Origin of the sequence: Maribrevibacterium harenarium (assembly GCF_006385675.1) — a bacterium.
In the GTDB taxonomy this organism is placed as follows: domain Bacteria; phylum Pseudomonadota; class Gammaproteobacteria; order Pseudomonadales; family Marinomonadaceae; genus Marinomonas; species Marinomonas harenarium.
On record NZ_VFRR01000002.1, the window covers coordinates 87026 to 102438 of the forward strand.

Here is a 15413-nt window from a genome sequence, read left to right on the forward strand (position 1 = left end):
AAGGCTTCAAGAGTGAAGCCCAGAACGTGGCTTTTTCTATCGGTTGGGTTGCGTGATGACGGTGTGATTGAGCGGGCGTCTGTTCAATCGGTACATCCCTGTGCCGATTGAAGCGGGTCGAAGGCTGGATTTTGTCTCATTACTTAGGACTTAGGGGGCAAGTCTAAACTGAGGAGCAAGTCCTAGTTGCCACTGGTTTTAACTGGTCTGCCGCAGCACGACAACTCGATATGGACAGGGCGAATTTGGTGAGATTGGCAAAACGCCTTGGCCTTGAGGTCAAGAAGACCCTAGGCTGAGGCGTTTGTTGGGATGATAGCTACGCTTCGTTCCCGCGCATCATTTCGCTGACCTGTTGAATCCGTCCAGCAGGTACACTTAATTGGGTAATTAAGTACTCGCGCAGATCGGCAGAGTAGCCACATTCTTGCAGTGCATCCGACATGCAGTTCAACCACATCATGCGGTTGCTGTCGTCCACATGCAGGTGTGCATGGGCACGGGGAAGGGCAATTTGCCCGTACTTCTTCGCGTACATTTTTTCTCCCCCCATCCAACCGTGCAAAAACAGGATGAGCTTGTCGATTGAGGTATCAATCGGCTGGGGGTGCATATCAAATAGCGGTCGGTAGTCCTCATTACTGGCCATAATGCGATAAAAGGCATGCACTAACTTCGTCAGTCCTTCCATACCACCGACAGCTTGTAGGGTGCCATCCCCTTCTCCGAATTTAATTGGTGCTGTCATCGGTGCTCTTCCCTGCGGCTTTGGCGGCTTTTTCTTTGTCCATTTTGATAGAGTTGTGGTAACCGCCGACGGCAGCCAATGCCCCAATAATCAAACTCATGTACATAGGGATTTCAAACAACATGGTGATGCTGACGAACACACAGCCAACGGCGGCGCCTTCAAGAAAAGGTTTTAGCGTTTTTTTCATAATAACTCCCAGATATCATTGGCGCAGAGTGTAGCAAAGTTCTCCCAGAAACGGAGCCATTGTGGAAAAAACGGCCAGTTATCCAGATGTCAACACTGATTAAATATACACTTGAATACGCTTCAATTTTGTGGATAAGACAATCTTATAGTTGATAGGTTCTGCTGATTTATTAATAAATAGCGAATATATAGAGGTTAATCTGAGTAACTTGGCCATTTTTGTGTATAACGCTGTACTTTTTCCACACAGAAATCGCTTGGGCTCCAAATTGGTAACAGTGGTGGATAATTATGTTATCCACATTTTTTAAAGAAAATCACAACGCATTTAAAGGCTTTTAGTGACTTATCAACAGATTGCAAACCAAGTTATGCGCGATAAGCCCATGCACCTCAAAATTTGGCGCATGGCATGGCCACCGATGGTGTCCAACATCACCACCCCACTGCTAGGATTAGTGGATACAGCGGTGGTAGGCCATTTGGGGACAGCGGTGCATCTGGGGGCCGTTGCCATAGGCGCTAGTGTGTTTAGCTTCCTATTTTGGGCCTTTGGATTTTTGCGTATGGGCGCAACGGGGCTAACGGCCCAAGCCTTTGGCCGCGAAGATGGGGAACGGGTGCGTGCATTGTTGTTGCAGTCTCTCTCATTGGGGATCGGTATTGGCTTGCTGTTGATCGCCCTGCAAACCCCAATCATCGACTTAGCCATCTATTTTATGTCGCCCAGTGCCGAGGTTGAGCCGTGGGCACGAGCTTATTGCGAAGCGCGGATATACAGTGCGCCGGCGGTATTGGCGGGTTACGCCCTGATGGGTTGGTTTTTTGGGGTTCAATATTCCAAAGGGCCACTGTGGATGCTGTTGATCATCAACCTCGCCAATATGGTTTTAGACTACTACGCCGTGTATGGCTTGGGAATGGCCAGTATTGGTGTGGCCTGGGCGACGGTGGCGTCCCATTATCTTGGTGTTTTGTTTGCGCTCTATCTGGCGGCTAAACAGCTACGACGCTTTGACGGCCACGTGCCGCTGATTTCACTGACCAAATGGCACTCCTATATGGAACTAGTGCAGGTGAATCGCTATCTGTTTGTGCGCACGGTGCTACTGCTGTCGGTAATGGCTTTCTTTACCGCCCAAGGTGCTCAGCAAAGCGATGCCATCTTGGCGGCCAATGCTGTCTTGATGACGTTTCTGCTGATTATCTCCAACGGGTTGGATGGCTTTGCGTTTGCCGTTGAAGCCCTATGCGGTGAATATCACGGTCGTAAGCAATGGGATCAATTCAAAAAAGTGGTGCGCCTCTCCACCTTTTGGGCGCTGATCACCGCCCTACTCATGACCGTCTTTTTCTGGGGATTTGGTGGCTGGATTATCAGCCTATTGACCAGCGTGGAAAGCGTTCAACACGAAGCAAAACTGTACCTACCTTGGCTCATCGCCTTACCACTGTTGGGTATTTGGTCCTTTATGCTGGATGGTATCTTTATCGGCACCACCCAAGTCAAAGCTATGCAAAACACCATGATTATCAGTGTGTTGGGTGTCTTCTTTCCGCTTTGGTGGCTAACCCAACCCCTCGGCAACCATGGGCTATGGCTGAGCTTTATCTGCTTATTTGTAGCGCGAGCTGTTACCTTGGGGTGGTGTTATTACCGAAATGACCTAGAACAAATGTAACTTAAACATCTAGGTTTGGTCATAGTGCCCGCCAATGGCAAAAATATAGATTGAATGATCGTCAAACCGATAGATCAGCCGATCCTTCTGGGAGATACGTTTCGACCAAAGTCCCGTAAGGTTGTGTTTTAACGCTTCTGGTTTGCCGAGTCCGGTAGATGGGTCGTCACTGCGTAGCATTTCCTTGAGTAGCTTACACAGTGCCTTATGAAGCCGTTTGTCCTTCTCGCGAAGGACTTCATACACTTCCCACGTATTCCCTTCAAAGACCAGTGATCTCATCCATTTGCTCTTTCGTTGGTTGATAACCAAGACCTTTGTGATGAGTCTCAAGCGATTGGGCAATTTGTTGCATTAAGTCCTTATTTTGCAACACATGGAGCGTTTCTTGTTCACGCTCCCAGTCGTCTGCACTTACGACGACAAACGCGTCACCGGTGCGACGTGTTACTTTAAGCGGTTCGTGACGACTGACGACTTGCTCCACAACACTTTTCAGATTATCTCTAAATTTGTTTACGCTAATTGTATCCATTGGCGCCTCACTAAACGTACTGACTTTTCGTACCATTGTAGAAAAAACAACCAGAATAGTACAAACCTATTTGCTTGTGTCTTCAGTGGGCGCACCCGCCACCAAGCTAAAGCCTTCATCTATCCAGCCAGTCACGCCGCCGATCATTTTTTTCACCGGGCGACCCAGTTTCGCCAAGCGGATCGCCGCTTTTTCAGTCGCGTTGCAATGGGGGCCGGCGCAATAGACAACAAACAAGGTATCCACCGGGTACTTCGCCAGTGTGCCTTCATTTAAGCGGGCATGGGGCAGGCTTTCTGCGCCATCCACATGTCCTTTGGTGAAACATTCGATACTGCGCACATCCAGCAAGACAAAATCTTGGCGATTGTTGGTGATGGCATGGTGCACATCCCAGCAATCGGTTTCAAATTGCAGTAGGGCTTCAAAGTGGCGTAAGGCTTCTTCACTAGGTGCAGCAGGAACACGAGAAACAGCAGAAGACATGGTATTACTCCTTGTTGGGTCAGTTGATGGAGTCATTATTGTTCAATAAGACAACATCAACTATTGGCTTAAAAGACATGTATCGTTAATAATAAGCCAATCTTTTCTAATTGATGGGTGAAGATAATGCGAGTTGCAGTGCTGAGTTACCCAGACGTCGCGCTATTTGAATTAGCCAGCGCGGTGGAGTTGTTTGGTTTACCTCGCCCAGAGTTTGCGGACTGGTACGAGTGCGATGTGGTGAGCTTCGAAGATCAGCCGCTGCCCACCACGACAGGGTTACAGCTCATCGCCAAGCACATTACCACGTTGGATGCCTACGATATGCTGGTGGTGCCCAGTTGGCCGACGAATGTCACACCATCTGAACATATGGCGAGCGAGCTAAAACGCTTTGCTAAGGGTGGCAATCGTTTGATTTCGTTCTGCTCCGGCGCCTTTCTACTGGCGGAATTGGGGCTGTTCGATGGCCGTGAAGCCACCACCCATTGGCGTTACGCCAACAAATTCAAAGACCGCTTTCCAGCGGTAACCTACCGGGACAATGTGTTGTATCTCTATGATGGCAAGATCGGTTGCTCCGCCGGGAGTGCCGCTGGTATCGATTTAGGCTTAGAAGTGATTCGCCAAGATCATGGATATGATATTGCCAACCAAGTTGCCCGGCGTTTGGTTCTGTCCCCTCACCGTCAAGGTGGGCAGGCACAGTTTGTGGAAACGCCAGTGCTGGCGGTGCCGAATCAATTTTCAGAAACCATCGATTGGGCGTTATCCCATCTAAATGACGCCATCGATATTGATACCCTTGCCGCCAGAGCGCGAATGTCCCGACGTACCTTTGACCGCAAATTTCGCAGCAGCTTTGATATGAGCCCGAAGCATTGGCTGGTGGTGCAACGTCTGGAAAAGGCCAAACGCCAACTGGAAGAAGGTCACCAAAATATGGAGCGCATTGCCGCCCAATCTGGCTTCGACAACGCCACCACCCTGCGCCACCATTTCCGTAAAATCTTAAGTATCTCCCCAAGGCAATATCGGCAGCAGTTTATGGTAAGAGCTGATTAACCTGCTCTTACCACTCCCCTTTTTCACTGCGGCGCAGTGAACGTTGAATACGGGATTCCTCCCGGCGCATTTTTAGCAGGTTATCTTCCACAAACACTAGGTGGGAATGCACGGCGGCGCGGGCTTCGTCGGCGTTGCCGGCCATGATCGCGTCGTAGAGGTCTTTGTGTTGCTCCATCACCTGGGGGCGGGCGTCTTTTTTCTCGAACAAGTTGGTTAGGTTGGCCGAGATGCTTTTCTCTAATGTGGAAAATAAGCCACGCAAGGTATGCAGCAACACCACGTTGTGGGCACACTCCGCAATCGCCATATGAAACTCCGCGTCGAGCTTGGATTCATTAGCGGAGTCTTCTTTCAGGTTGGCTTCCACCAAGGCTTGGTAGCGTTTAGTAAGCATGGCCTTGTCGGCATCGGTCGCTCGCAAAGCGGCATAGTAGGCGGACAAGCCCTCTAGAGCATCGCGAAACTCTAATTGATCATAGAGAAACTCATCGTGGTTACTGAGCAGTGCCTGCAATGGGTCGGACGTAAAGGAGGAACCTACCTGCTCGGACACATAGGTGCCACCACCCTGACGGGAAAAAAGAATGCCTTTGGCCACTAATTTCTGGATGGCTTCCCGCAATGAGGGGCGAGATACCTCAAATTTTTCCGCTAATTCCCGCTCCGGCGGTAATTTTTCACCCGGTTTGAAACTGCCGTCCAAAATCATGCTTTCCAGTTCTTGCATGATGATATCGGAGATTTTGGGCTGCTTTACACGCCCGAAAGAAGCTCTTGTCACCTGAAATCACCTTCTTTTGCCACTGCTATAACCTTGCTTTATAAGCAAATTGTTAATTTGGTATGACCAATATGTGTGTTTTTAACATACAAAGTCAGTCGGATCAAATTATGTGGATAAGTTGAAAAGTGGTAAAACCAATTTAAATTCACCCATAAAACGCGACAAAAGTCGTAAAAAATCATTGTTGACAAAAAATGAAATGGTTTTTATCTTTGCCAAACATTGATTAGGTAAATTGGTATTACCAATTATTAATCAAGGATACATGGGAAGCAAAATCAATTTATCCCGTGGCTGATAAAAATAACCATATCCGCATAGGTCAAATAACAATGAAAAAGTCTGCCAAAATGGTGCTTACCAGCACTGCTGTCGCCGTTACCCTTGCCACCATCGCTGCTCAACCAGCGTTCGCGGCTGATAAGAAGGTTCTTCTTAAGGTTCCAGTTGCCTTCTCTACCAACCTACCTAGCCTTGGTTCGCCGATCCTAAAAGTGGCGGATAACCTAGATCTGATTTCCAACAAAAACGTGCGTATGAAAATCTACGAGCCAGGCAAACTGGTGGCGCCGTTTGAAATCCTAGAATCTGTCTCTGCGGGCAAAGTAAATGCTGGTTTCACTCTAGCGGGTTACTGGGCGGGTAAAATCCCTGCGTCGCCGATCTTCTCGTCTGTGCCATTTGGCCCAGAAGCGTCTGAATACCTGGCGTGGATTTACTACGGTAACGGTCTGAATCTGTACCAAGAAATGTACGATCAAGCAGGCTACAACGTGCACGTTATCCCATGTGGTATCACGCCCCCAGAGACTTCTGGTTGGTTCGCGAAGCCCATCGAGAAACCAGAAGACCTACAAGGCTTGCGTATGCGCTTCTTCGGTCTTGGCGGCAAGGTGATGGAGAAACTAGGTGTATCCACTTCTCTACTTCCTGGCTCTGAAATCTTTCCTGCCCTTGAGAAAGGTGCCATTGATGCCACCGAGTTCTCTATCCCTGCGGTGGATAAAAACATCGGCTTCCACAAAATCGTGAAGTACAACTACTTCCCTGGTTGGCATCAACAAGCCACCTTGGCAGAGCTTCTGATCAACAAAGACGAATGGAACGGCATGTCCGAGAACCAGCAAGCTCAAATCAACCAAGTATGTAAAGCGTCAGTCACTGACTCTTTGGCACAAGGTGAAGCGGAGCAGTTCAAGGTCATGCAAGAAAACGTGGAAAAACGTGGTGTTGTGATCAAGCAGTGGAGCCCAGAAATGCTAAGCGCATTCAAGACAGCTTGGGATGAAGTGGTGATGGAAGAGACTGCGCGTGATCCGTTCTTCGCTAAAGTTTGGACCGATCTGTCTGAATTCCGTCAAGGCTACAGCCTATGGGGCGATAACGCCTTCCTACCTCGTTAATACTGTTCTGTACCGGTGCGGCATAGGCTGCACCGGTTTCCTATCGTTTCTGCCAGGAGTCTATGGTGTCTGAATCCAATTCATTGCCAGCTGTGCCCTTCGCCATGTGGCTGGAGAAAATTGTACTGGGTGCCGGCAAAATTTTTGCCTGGGCCTACGTATTGCTGATCGCAGTGATCCTGTTACAGGTGGTGCTGCGCTATGGCTTTAATCATGGCATGGTGATTTTAGAAGAGTTGCAATGGCACCTGTATGCCATTGGGGTTATGTTCGGGGTGTCTTATGCCCAAGTGACCAATGCCCATATCCGAGTGGATTTGTTTCATGCGGCGTTAAGTGAGCGCGCTCAATATCGCTGGGAAATCTTTGGCATTGTGTTTTTGCTATTTCCTTTTATTTATGTGGTGTTTGATTCCAGTTTGCCATTTGTTTACGACGCGTGGCGTATTGGAGAAACCTCCGCTTCTCCCACAGGTTTGCCGTTCCGTTGGGCAATTAAAGCTGTGATTCCGCTAAGTTTTGCGCTGCTGTTCTTTGCCAGCTTGGCTCGTCTTATCCGCACTGTGGCTGCATTACGCCGAGGTTAGTGTTATGGAAATGAATGAAATTCTAGTGGTGGCGATGTTCGTCACCTTTATTGTGCTCTTGTTTACAGGCTTCCCAGTTGCCTTCGTATTAGGTGGTGTGGGTGTGGCCTTTGCCTTTATTGGTTACTTTGCCGACATCTACCTAGATACCATGACCGGTCTGGACTACCTCACCTTGGGGTTGGTAGTGAACCGAATCTATAAAGTCATGGACAACTGGGTGATGGTGGCCCTGCCCATGTTTATCTTTATGGGTATCATGCTGGATCGCTCCGGTGTGGCAGAAAAGCTAATGCACTCGATTCAGCAACTATTTGGCCGTGTGCGTGGTGGTTTGGCCATTACCGTTACCCTGATTGGGATTATCTTGGCGGCGTCTACCGGTATCGTAGGGGCTTCGGTGGTATTACTTGGCTTAATGTCATTACCTGCCATGCAAGCACAGAAGTACAACAAGTCGTTAGCGCTCGGTACCATCGCCAGTGCGGGTACTTTGGGTATTTTAATTCCACCTTCGATTATGTTGGTGATCATGGCCGATCAACTTGCCCTATCGGTAGGTGATTTGTTTATGGGCGCGGTGGCACCGGGCTTTTTGCTAGGTCTGCTTTACATCGCCTTTATTTTTGCGGTTGGCTTTGTGAAACCGGATGCCTTCCCACTTCCGCAAGATGCGAAAAAGCCAGACTGGAGCGTGGTTTGGGATGTGTTTAAGAGCATTCTGCCACCGGTGGCGTTGATCTTTGCGGTACTGGGTTCCATCTTCGCCGGTATTGCGACCGCCACGGAAGCCTCCGGTGTGGGTGCCTTTGGTGCGACACTGTTAGCTTGGTGGAATAAGAAGCTGGACTTCACCGTCTTTAAAGAAGTGCTTAAAGGCTCTTACAACACTACGGCATACATCTTCGCTGTATTCCTTGGTGCAACCTGTTTTGCCTTGGTGCTACGAGAGCTGGGTGGTGATGAGCTGATCGAATCATGGTTACACGCCTTACCATTTGGCGATTATGGAATCATTATCTGTATCCTTGCGATCATCTTTTTACTGGGCTTTTTCCTAGATTGGATCGAAATTACCCTGATCGTGCTGCCGTTATTGGCACCCGTAATCTCGGCATTGGATCTGAATATTAATGGTTACGGTGTGGTAGATAACCCAGAATTGGTTTGGTTCGTGATGCTAGTGGCTATGGCGCTACAAACCTCATTCCTAACACCACCGATGGGTTTCTCTTTGTTCTACCTGAAAGGGGTATGTCCACCGGACGTGAAATTAAAAGACATCTACAAAGGCGTTGTACCCTTTATTCTGCTGCAGTTGTTGGCGTTAGCCATCATTGTGATCTGGCCGCAGTTGGTATTGTGGTTACCCGCAGCCGCATACGGCAACTAATAACAATAAGTGTGCAGGAGACCTCTGACCATGAAAGCACCTTACGACACTTTATTCCAACAGCTTAAAGCGCACATTGACGAAGCGCGGTTGATCCATGACCCGCTACGTACTTTGGCCTATGGCACGGATGCAAGCTTTTACCGTTTGACTCCCCAGCTTGTGGTGCGAGTCAACGATGAAGCCGAAGTGAAGTTGGTGTTAAAACATGCCCGTGAACTGGGTTTGCCGGTGACGTTTCGCGCCGGCGGTACCAGTCTGTCTGGGCAAGCGGTGACCGATTCCGTATTGATCCAATTATCGGATCAATGGAAAGGCTACCGTATTCACGATCATGGTCAGGCGGTATCCTTGCAGCCGGGCATCATTGGCGCCCGTGCTAACCAGTTGCTCGCACCGTTTCAACGTAAAATCGGCCCCGATCCCGCCTCCATCAACGCTTGTATGATTGGCGGTATCGCGGCGAATAACGCCAGTGGCATGTGTTGTGGTACGGCGCAAAATAGCTACAACACCATCAAAAGTATGCGTGTGATTTTGGCGGATGGTACCTTGCTGGATACGGCGGATGAAACGAGTTGTAAAGCCTTTCGCGAGAGCCATGGGGAGCTACTTAGCACCCTTAGCCACTTAGCGATGCAAACCAAAGCCAACCCTGAGTTAGCCGAAAAAATACAACACAAATACCGATTGAAGAACACCACAGGGTACAGTCTAAATAGCTTGATCGACTTTGATGATCCGATCGATATTCTGATGCACCTGATGATTGGTTCCGAAGGTACGCTGGGCTTTATCAGCGAAGTGACCTATCACACGGTGGAAGATCACCCCATCAAAGCCGCGGCGATGATTTTCTTCCCCGATATGGAATCCACCTGTCGTGCGGTAACAGCATTAAAAGCCACGCCAGTTTCCGCGGTTGAGCTGATTGATCGTGCTGGCCTACGTGCGGTGGAAGGCAAACCCGGTATGCCGGATTTGTTGGCGACCTTGGGCAGCGATGCCGCAGGCCTACTGGTGGATGTGCGTGGTGCAACCCAAGACGAGTTGGCGGAAAAAGTCGCGGCAGTCGAAACGGCATTGGCGTCCATGGAAACGGTGAATCCGATTCTCTTTACCCAAGACCAAGCTTTGTACGATTCCTACTGGAAAATCCGCAAAGGCTTGTTCCCCGCGGTAGGCGCGGTGCGTGCCGTTGGCACCACGGTTATCATCGAAGACGTGGCGTTCCCAGTGGAACAACTTGCCGAAGGGGTATTGGAGCTACAGGGGGTCTTCCAAAAATACGGTTACTCCGAAGCCATCTTGTTTGGTCATGCGTTAGAAGGCAATTTGCACTTTGTCTTTACCCAAGGGTTTGATGATCCGGCGGAAGTGAAACGCTACGAAGCTCTGATGGACGAAGTGGCACAGCTCGTCGCAGTAAAATACCAAGGCTCCCTAAAAGCCGAGCATGGCACAGGTCGCAATATGGCCCCTTATGTGGTGCTTGAATGGGGTCAGCAAGCCTATGATTTGATGTGGGAAATCAAAAAAGCCTTTGACCCACAAACCCTGTTAAACCCAGACGTAATCTTGTCTCACAATGCCAATATTCACGTCGAAAACTTAAAACCTCTGCCCCAAGCCAACGATAAGGTGGACACCTGCATCGAGTGTGGCTTCTGTGAATCTTCTTGCCCATCCCGAGCGTTAACCCTAACGCCCCGCCAGCGCATTGTGCTGTGGCGCGAGATTCAGCGTTTAGAGCGCAATGGCGAAGACCCTAAGCGTCTCGCGGAATTGCGCGAAGAATACGCTTACCAAGGGGTGGACACTTGTGCCGCCTGTGGCCTGTGTTCCATGCAGTGTCCGGTGGGCATTAATACCGGCGATTTGACCCGAGAACTGCGTCATGACCGTTACGGTGACAGCAAAGTGGGCTACTGGTTTGCCGATCACTTTGCTGGTGTGACCCAAACCGCCCGTGCTGGTTTAGCGATTGGCTCGGGGATGCGCAATGTGGTGGGCAATATGGGCATGAAGGGGCTCACCAAAATCGGTAACGCGGTTACCGGTGGCATGATTCCGATCTGGCACAAACAGATGCCAACTGGCGCTAGTATGCCGTCGAAACAAGATATCCCAACGGTCGGAGAGCGCGAAGTGGTTTATCTACCTAGCTGTGCGACTCGAGTGATGGGGGCTGGCCCAACGGCGACAGACAAACGCTCCACCATGGACGTGACTTTATCTGTACTTAAAAAAGCTGGCTTTAAAGTCATTATACCCAATGAGGTAGAAAGCCAATGTTGTGGTATGGCCTTCCAATCCAAAGGCCAGTTCGATGCCGCAGAGAAAAAAGCCCGTGAACTCAATACGTTATTGTTGCAAGCCAGCCGTAATGGGGAAGTGCCAGTGCTGTGTGACACCAGCCCTTGTTTGCTGCGCATGAAAGAAACCTTGTCGCCAGAGCTGAAACTCTATGAGCAAGTGGCCTTTCTCGCTGAATTTGTGATGCCGCATCTGACTATCCAGAAAAAGATCCCGAATATGGCACTGCACATCACCTGTAGCGCCACCCGTATGGGCTTGGCGAATACCTTTGTTAGCCTTGCGCAACAACTCGCGGAAGAAGTGTTCATTCCACCGGATATTACCTGCTGCGGCTTCGCCGGCGACAAAGGCTTCTCCACACCGGAGTTAAACCAAAGCGCCTTGAAAACCCTCAAAAACGCCGTGCAACACTGCGACGTGGGCTACTCCAACAACCGCACCTGTGAAATCGGCCTGACCGAACACTCGGGGATTGAATACCAGTCAATTATCTACTTGGTGGATCAAGTGTCGGCATAAGCTCTCAACCAAGATAAGCGCTCCTTGAAAGCCCAGTTCACAGCTGGGCTTTTTCGTTGCTAATAGGGGTTAATTCAACATGGCACTGGTGGATAAACCAAACACACACACCACCAGCAAGGCGACACCCACAAAGCGGAAGAAGGTGGGTGTTTCGGCTTTTTGTAGGCGTTCATGGGCTTGCTGTCCAAGCAGGTGGCCGATAAAGGCACAGGGCAGTAACCAAAGTTGGTGAATTAGTTGTAAGTCCACGCCAGCTATCAGGAACGACACCATCTTGATGCACACCAAGATAAACCACAGCACGAATAAGGTATCTCGCAGCTGATGGCGAGGTACATTGGTGGCGAATACGGAAACGATCAGCGGAGCGCCGATAAGGGAGGTACCGCTAACGTAACCCCCCAGCATAAGTAAGCCCGTACTCACCACCGGGTTCTTGCTATAAAAGGGTTTATTAATTATGTAGGACACGGCAAAGATGGCGATGATGACAAAAATAATGGTGGTGACTATATCCGCTGGTAGCGATAGTAAGCCAAATACCCCGATCAATTTCGGCACGATCATGATGCTGAGGGCTTTCTTCAAATAGCCCCAAGCGATGTTGCCGGAGTCCTCCCCCGATTGCGGTAGGCTAGCATCTGCTTTGGCTTTTTTCGCTCCACGCCAAGCAATCCAACTGGAGAAAATCAGTAGGTGAATGGAAATAATGGGCAGGTACACCAGCGGGTCGTTATGCACCAACAGCAGGAACGGTAGCGCCAATACCGCGCCACCAAAGCCAAGCCCGGAGCGTACAAAGCCACTCCAGATAAAGATCAAGCCAATTAAAGCCAGTTGCCAAAAGGCGAGGTTTTCCATGATGTACTCTCGAATTTTTGTCTTTCGCTCAGTCTACCGAGATAGCCTAGTTCAGTTAACACGAGCCTGTTCAATTATCGAGATTTCCGCAACAATGTCTTCTTTTGATCGAAGAATAGGAATTGATATGTCGACGTTAGCAGGATCGCTACAAGCACTTTTTGGTTTCGACGGGTTTCGCGAAGGACAGCAGCAAACCATCGAGCAGTTACTCCGAGGCCAATCTTCCTTGGCGGTGTTCCCTACGGGTTCCGGGAAATCTCTGTGCTATCAGTTTACCGCTACCCAGTTGCCCCATCTGACCTTGGTGATTTCACCGCTTATCGCGCTGATGCATGACCAACTTTCCTTTTTACAGAGCAAAGGCATTGCTGCGGCGTGTTTGGATTCCACCCAAACCCGGGAAGAAAGCCAACAGGTGATGCAGCAAGTGCGCGCTGGGCAAATCAAAATTCTGATGATTTCCGTGGAGCGTTTTAAGAACGAACGTTTTCGCCGATTTATTCAGGGAGTGCCTATTTCTATGCTGGTGGTGGATGAGGCCCACTGTATTTCCGAATGGGGGCATAACTTCCGCCCTGACTATTTAAAGCTGCCCCAATACCAGCAAGAACTGCAAATCCCATTGGTGCTATTGCTGACGGCCACGGCGACACGTCGGGTACAAAAAGATATGGCGCTGAAATTTGCCATACAGCCGGAGCACATCGTGCAAACCGGTTTTTACCGACAAAACCTCGATATTGATCTGGTGCCAGCTCAAGACAAAGACAAATTAGCGCTTTTAAAACAGATACTTAACGACACAGATGGGGCAGGCATCGTCTATGTTACCCAGCAAAAAACCGCCGATGATCTAGCCAATGAACTGCAGCAGGCGGGGTTCTCGGCGGTGTCTTATCACGCTGGGCTCGGTAACGAGCAACGTGCTGCGATCCAGAGCCAATTTATGGCGGGGAATACGCGTATTATTGTCGCTACCATCGCCTTTGGTATGGGCATTGATAAGTCCGATATTCGCTTGGTGGTACATTACGATCTGCCCAAATCCATCGAAAACTACAGCCAGGAAATTGGCCGTGCCGGTCGGGACGGTCTACCCAGCCGCTGTGTGTTGCTCGCCAGTACCGATGGCCTGCATGTGTTAGAAAACTTCGTTTATGGTGATACGCCGGAACCCCATGCTATTCAAACCTTGCTTGATGAGATTGTCACCAATACCGAAAATGGTGAATGGGAGACCCAAGCCTACGGTTTAGCGCAAACCACCAATATTCGCTCCCTGCCCCTGAAAACTTTGTTAGTACAGCTTGAACTGGCCGGTGCCATCGTGCCCAAGTATAGCTACTACAACGATGTGCGGGTGAAGTGGCACCATGACCCAAGTCGAATCCTCGGCATGTTATCGCCGGAACAAGCGACTTTGTTTCGAGCTATTGTCTTGAATACCGCCTTTAAGAAAATCTGGGGTACACCGGATTTCGAGCGTTTGCACCAGCTAGGTTTTGAACGTGGTGTCGTGCTCAGCCTCCTTGAGCAGCTTGGTGACCAGGGCATGATTACCTTAGAAACCAAAGGCTTAACAGAAGTCTATGGTGTGGCTCCCGAGCGAATAGATAGCACCCTAAGGGAACAGTTAATTGCCTATGTAGAAGAAAAGGAACAGTCGGAAGTGGCACGACTTGCCACCATGATGCGCTTTTTCCAACTGGATCGGTGCTTGAACCATAACCTTGCTCGCTACTTTGGCGACGCTCATGCCCCCGCTTCCTGCGGTCATTGCTCCGTGTGTCGTGGGCAGGTGTTGTCGATGGAGGAGGACAATGAGTCTATGGACGAAGAAGAAATCCTAGCCGATTTGCAACTGGCGAACATGTGGTTACTACAGAAACTACCCAAGCACCAAGTTACACCGGTACTACTGACCCGCTTTCTGACAGGGTTAACACAGCCTGTGTTTACCAAGCTCAAAGCCCGCCAGCAGCCATTATTTGGTAAGTACGAAGAGTTGAGCTATTTGGCTATCAAACATCTCGCACAGAGTTTGTAATCTGTCATGCTCTTGGGAGTAGCCTCTTTAAGTCGAGCCTAAAGGGGCTACTTTACTGGCTCGTCGGGTAGCTTGAGCATTCGCTCAGAACGCCAAACACGTATGATGGTGATCAAGGCAGGTTCGCGTAGGTAAACAATCCGAAAGGGTGGTTGAATGAATTCTCTCAGGGCGGGCGTTGAAAACTCCGGTACTATTCGTCCCGAGTCCGGATGGTCTAATGCGACGTGACATTGCTTGAGTATCTTTTCGAGTAGCGATTTGCCCACTTGTGGCGCACCCAATTCCGTGTAGTAGTCTTTGATTTCTTGCATGTCCGCCAAGGCAGACCGGGCGATGCGTAATTCCATTTACTCGATTCCTAGTGCTTGCTTAGCATCCTCTAGCGATACGGTGTCATGATCCCGCGCTTCGGCGAGTCCTTTGGCGACAGCTTTGACAAACGCCAGTTCATCAGCGGTACGTTCGAAGTCCTCTAGTCCTTGCATCACAGCAACGCCCCGTCCTCGGCTAGTGAGCAGAATGGGACGATGGTTTTCTTGCGCTCGGCCCACGATTTTACCGGGGTTTACCTTTAGATCCGACAAAGGAATCACATCTTCTGAAAACTTGGTTTGCATAAGATACTCCACTTTAAACAGGTCTTTTTATAGCACCTGTACCTAGTGCCCGCTAGGAAAATCGCTTCTTTTTTCACCACAGCCATAGACATTTTATACACAGGCTTTATAGTCCGCCCCATCAATTTTTTCTGCGCTGACCACAGCCTCATTTCACTATTGG

General features: G+C 49.6%; 16 protein-coding genes. 7 read left to right on the plus strand and 9 right to left on the minus strand.

The window, feature by feature from the left end:
* Positions 1-319 precede the first annotated feature (319 nt).
* Both FJM67_RS01635 and FJM67_RS01640 read right to left on the minus strand, forming a co-directional pair.
* Complete coding sequence (locus tag FJM67_RS01635) at positions 320-748, minus strand: globin domain-containing protein (protein ID WP_140586940.1); 429 nt, start codon at positions 746-748, stop codon at positions 320-322.
* Complete coding sequence (locus FJM67_RS01640; protein WP_140586941.1) at positions 732-938, minus strand: hypothetical protein; 207 nt, start codon at positions 936-938, stop codon at positions 732-734. Before FJM67_RS01640 ends, FJM67_RS01635 begins: the two co-directional genes overlap by 17 nt.
* A 388-nt stretch (positions 939-1326) precedes the next feature.
* On the opposite strand from FJM67_RS01640, the gene FJM67_RS01645 reads away from it, so the two are divergent.
* A complete protein-coding gene (locus FJM67_RS01645) occupies positions 1327-2622 on the plus strand; it encodes an MATE family efflux transporter (protein ID WP_235889956.1) in 1296 nt (431 codons plus the stop codon).
* A 9-nt stretch (positions 2623-2631) separates the two neighbouring features.
* On the opposite strand, the gene FJM67_RS01650 is transcribed toward FJM67_RS01645, so the two are convergent.
* The 3 genes from FJM67_RS01650 to FJM67_RS01660 all read right to left on the minus strand — a co-directional run bounded on the left by FJM67_RS01650 (position 2632) and on the right by FJM67_RS01660 (position 3643).
* Entirely contained in the window at positions 2632-2904 is a 273-nt protein-coding gene (locus FJM67_RS01650; RefSeq protein WP_140586942.1) for a Txe/YoeB family addiction module toxin, read from the minus strand.
* Complete coding sequence (locus FJM67_RS01655; RefSeq protein WP_140586943.1) at positions 2885-3157, minus strand: type II toxin-antitoxin system Phd/YefM family antitoxin; 273 nt, start codon at positions 3155-3157, stop codon at positions 2885-2887. Before FJM67_RS01655 ends, FJM67_RS01650 begins: the two co-directional genes overlap by 20 nt.
* Before the next feature lie 66 nt (positions 3158-3223).
* The gene (locus tag FJM67_RS01660; RefSeq protein WP_140586944.1) at positions 3224-3643 is read right to left on the minus strand and encodes a rhodanese-like domain-containing protein; all 420 of its coding nucleotides are present in this window, start codon (positions 3641-3643) and stop codon (positions 3224-3226) included.
* A gap of 126 nt (positions 3644-3769) precedes the next feature.
* Here FJM67_RS01660 and FJM67_RS01665 point away from each other — a divergent pair, with 126 nt between their 5' ends.
* A complete protein-coding gene (locus FJM67_RS01665; RefSeq protein ID WP_140586945.1) occupies positions 3770-4708 on the plus strand; it encodes a helix-turn-helix domain-containing protein in 939 nt (312 codons plus the stop codon).
* A gap of 7 nt (positions 4709-4715) precedes the next feature.
* Here the strand turns inward: FJM67_RS01665 and FJM67_RS01670 are convergent, their stop codons facing one another.
* Positions 4716-5438, minus strand: a complete 723-nt coding sequence (locus FJM67_RS01670) for an FCD domain-containing protein (protein ID WP_140587053.1) — start codon at positions 5436-5438, stop codon at positions 4716-4718.
* Between the two features lie 389 nt (positions 5439-5827).
* Here FJM67_RS01670 and FJM67_RS01675 point away from each other — a divergent pair, with 389 nt between their 5' ends.
* The 4 genes from FJM67_RS01675 (at position 5828) to FJM67_RS01690 (ending at position 11716) form a co-directional block, all read left to right on the plus strand.
* Positions 5828-6898: a TRAP transporter substrate-binding protein gene (locus FJM67_RS01675; protein ID WP_181161399.1), complete on the plus strand. Its 1071-nt coding sequence runs from the start codon at positions 5828-5830 to the stop codon at positions 6896-6898.
* Positions 6899-6960: 62 nt separating this feature from the next.
* A complete protein-coding gene (locus FJM67_RS01680; protein WP_140586946.1) occupies positions 6961-7485 on the plus strand; it encodes a TRAP transporter small permease subunit in 525 nt (174 codons plus the stop codon).
* 4 nt (positions 7486-7489) lie between these two features.
* Positions 7490-8878, plus strand: a complete 1389-nt coding sequence (locus FJM67_RS01685; protein ID WP_140586947.1) for a TRAP transporter large permease — start codon at positions 7490-7492, stop codon at positions 8876-8878.
* A gap of 30 nt (positions 8879-8908) precedes the next feature.
* Entirely contained in the window at positions 8909-11716 is a 2808-nt protein-coding gene (locus FJM67_RS01690) for an FAD-binding and (Fe-S)-binding domain-containing protein (RefSeq protein WP_140586948.1), read from the plus strand.
* 69 nt (positions 11717-11785) lie between these two features.
* Here the strand turns inward: FJM67_RS01690 and FJM67_RS01695 are convergent, their stop codons facing one another.
* Positions 11786-12580, minus strand: coding sequence for a TSUP family transporter (locus FJM67_RS01695; RefSeq protein WP_140586949.1), 795 nt, complete (start codon positions 12578-12580; stop codon positions 11786-11788).
* 127 nt (positions 12581-12707) lie between these two features.
* Between FJM67_RS01695 and FJM67_RS01700 the strand changes: the two genes are divergently transcribed.
* The gene (locus FJM67_RS01700) at positions 12708-14630 is read left to right on the plus strand and encodes a RecQ family ATP-dependent DNA helicase (RefSeq protein WP_140586950.1); all 1923 of its coding nucleotides are present in this window, start codon (positions 12708-12710) and stop codon (positions 14628-14630) included.
* Between the two features lie 47 nt (positions 14631-14677).
* Here the strand turns inward: FJM67_RS01700 and FJM67_RS01705 are convergent, their stop codons facing one another.
* Positions 14678-14980: a type II toxin-antitoxin system RelE/ParE family toxin gene (locus FJM67_RS01705; RefSeq protein ID WP_140586951.1), complete on the minus strand. Its 303-nt coding sequence runs from the start codon at positions 14978-14980 to the stop codon at positions 14678-14680.
* Positions 14981-15250, minus strand: coding sequence for a type II toxin-antitoxin system Phd/YefM family antitoxin (locus FJM67_RS01710; protein ID WP_140586952.1), 270 nt, complete (start codon positions 15248-15250; stop codon positions 14981-14983). It abuts the gene before it with no gap.
* Positions 15251-15413: the final 163 nt, after the last annotated feature.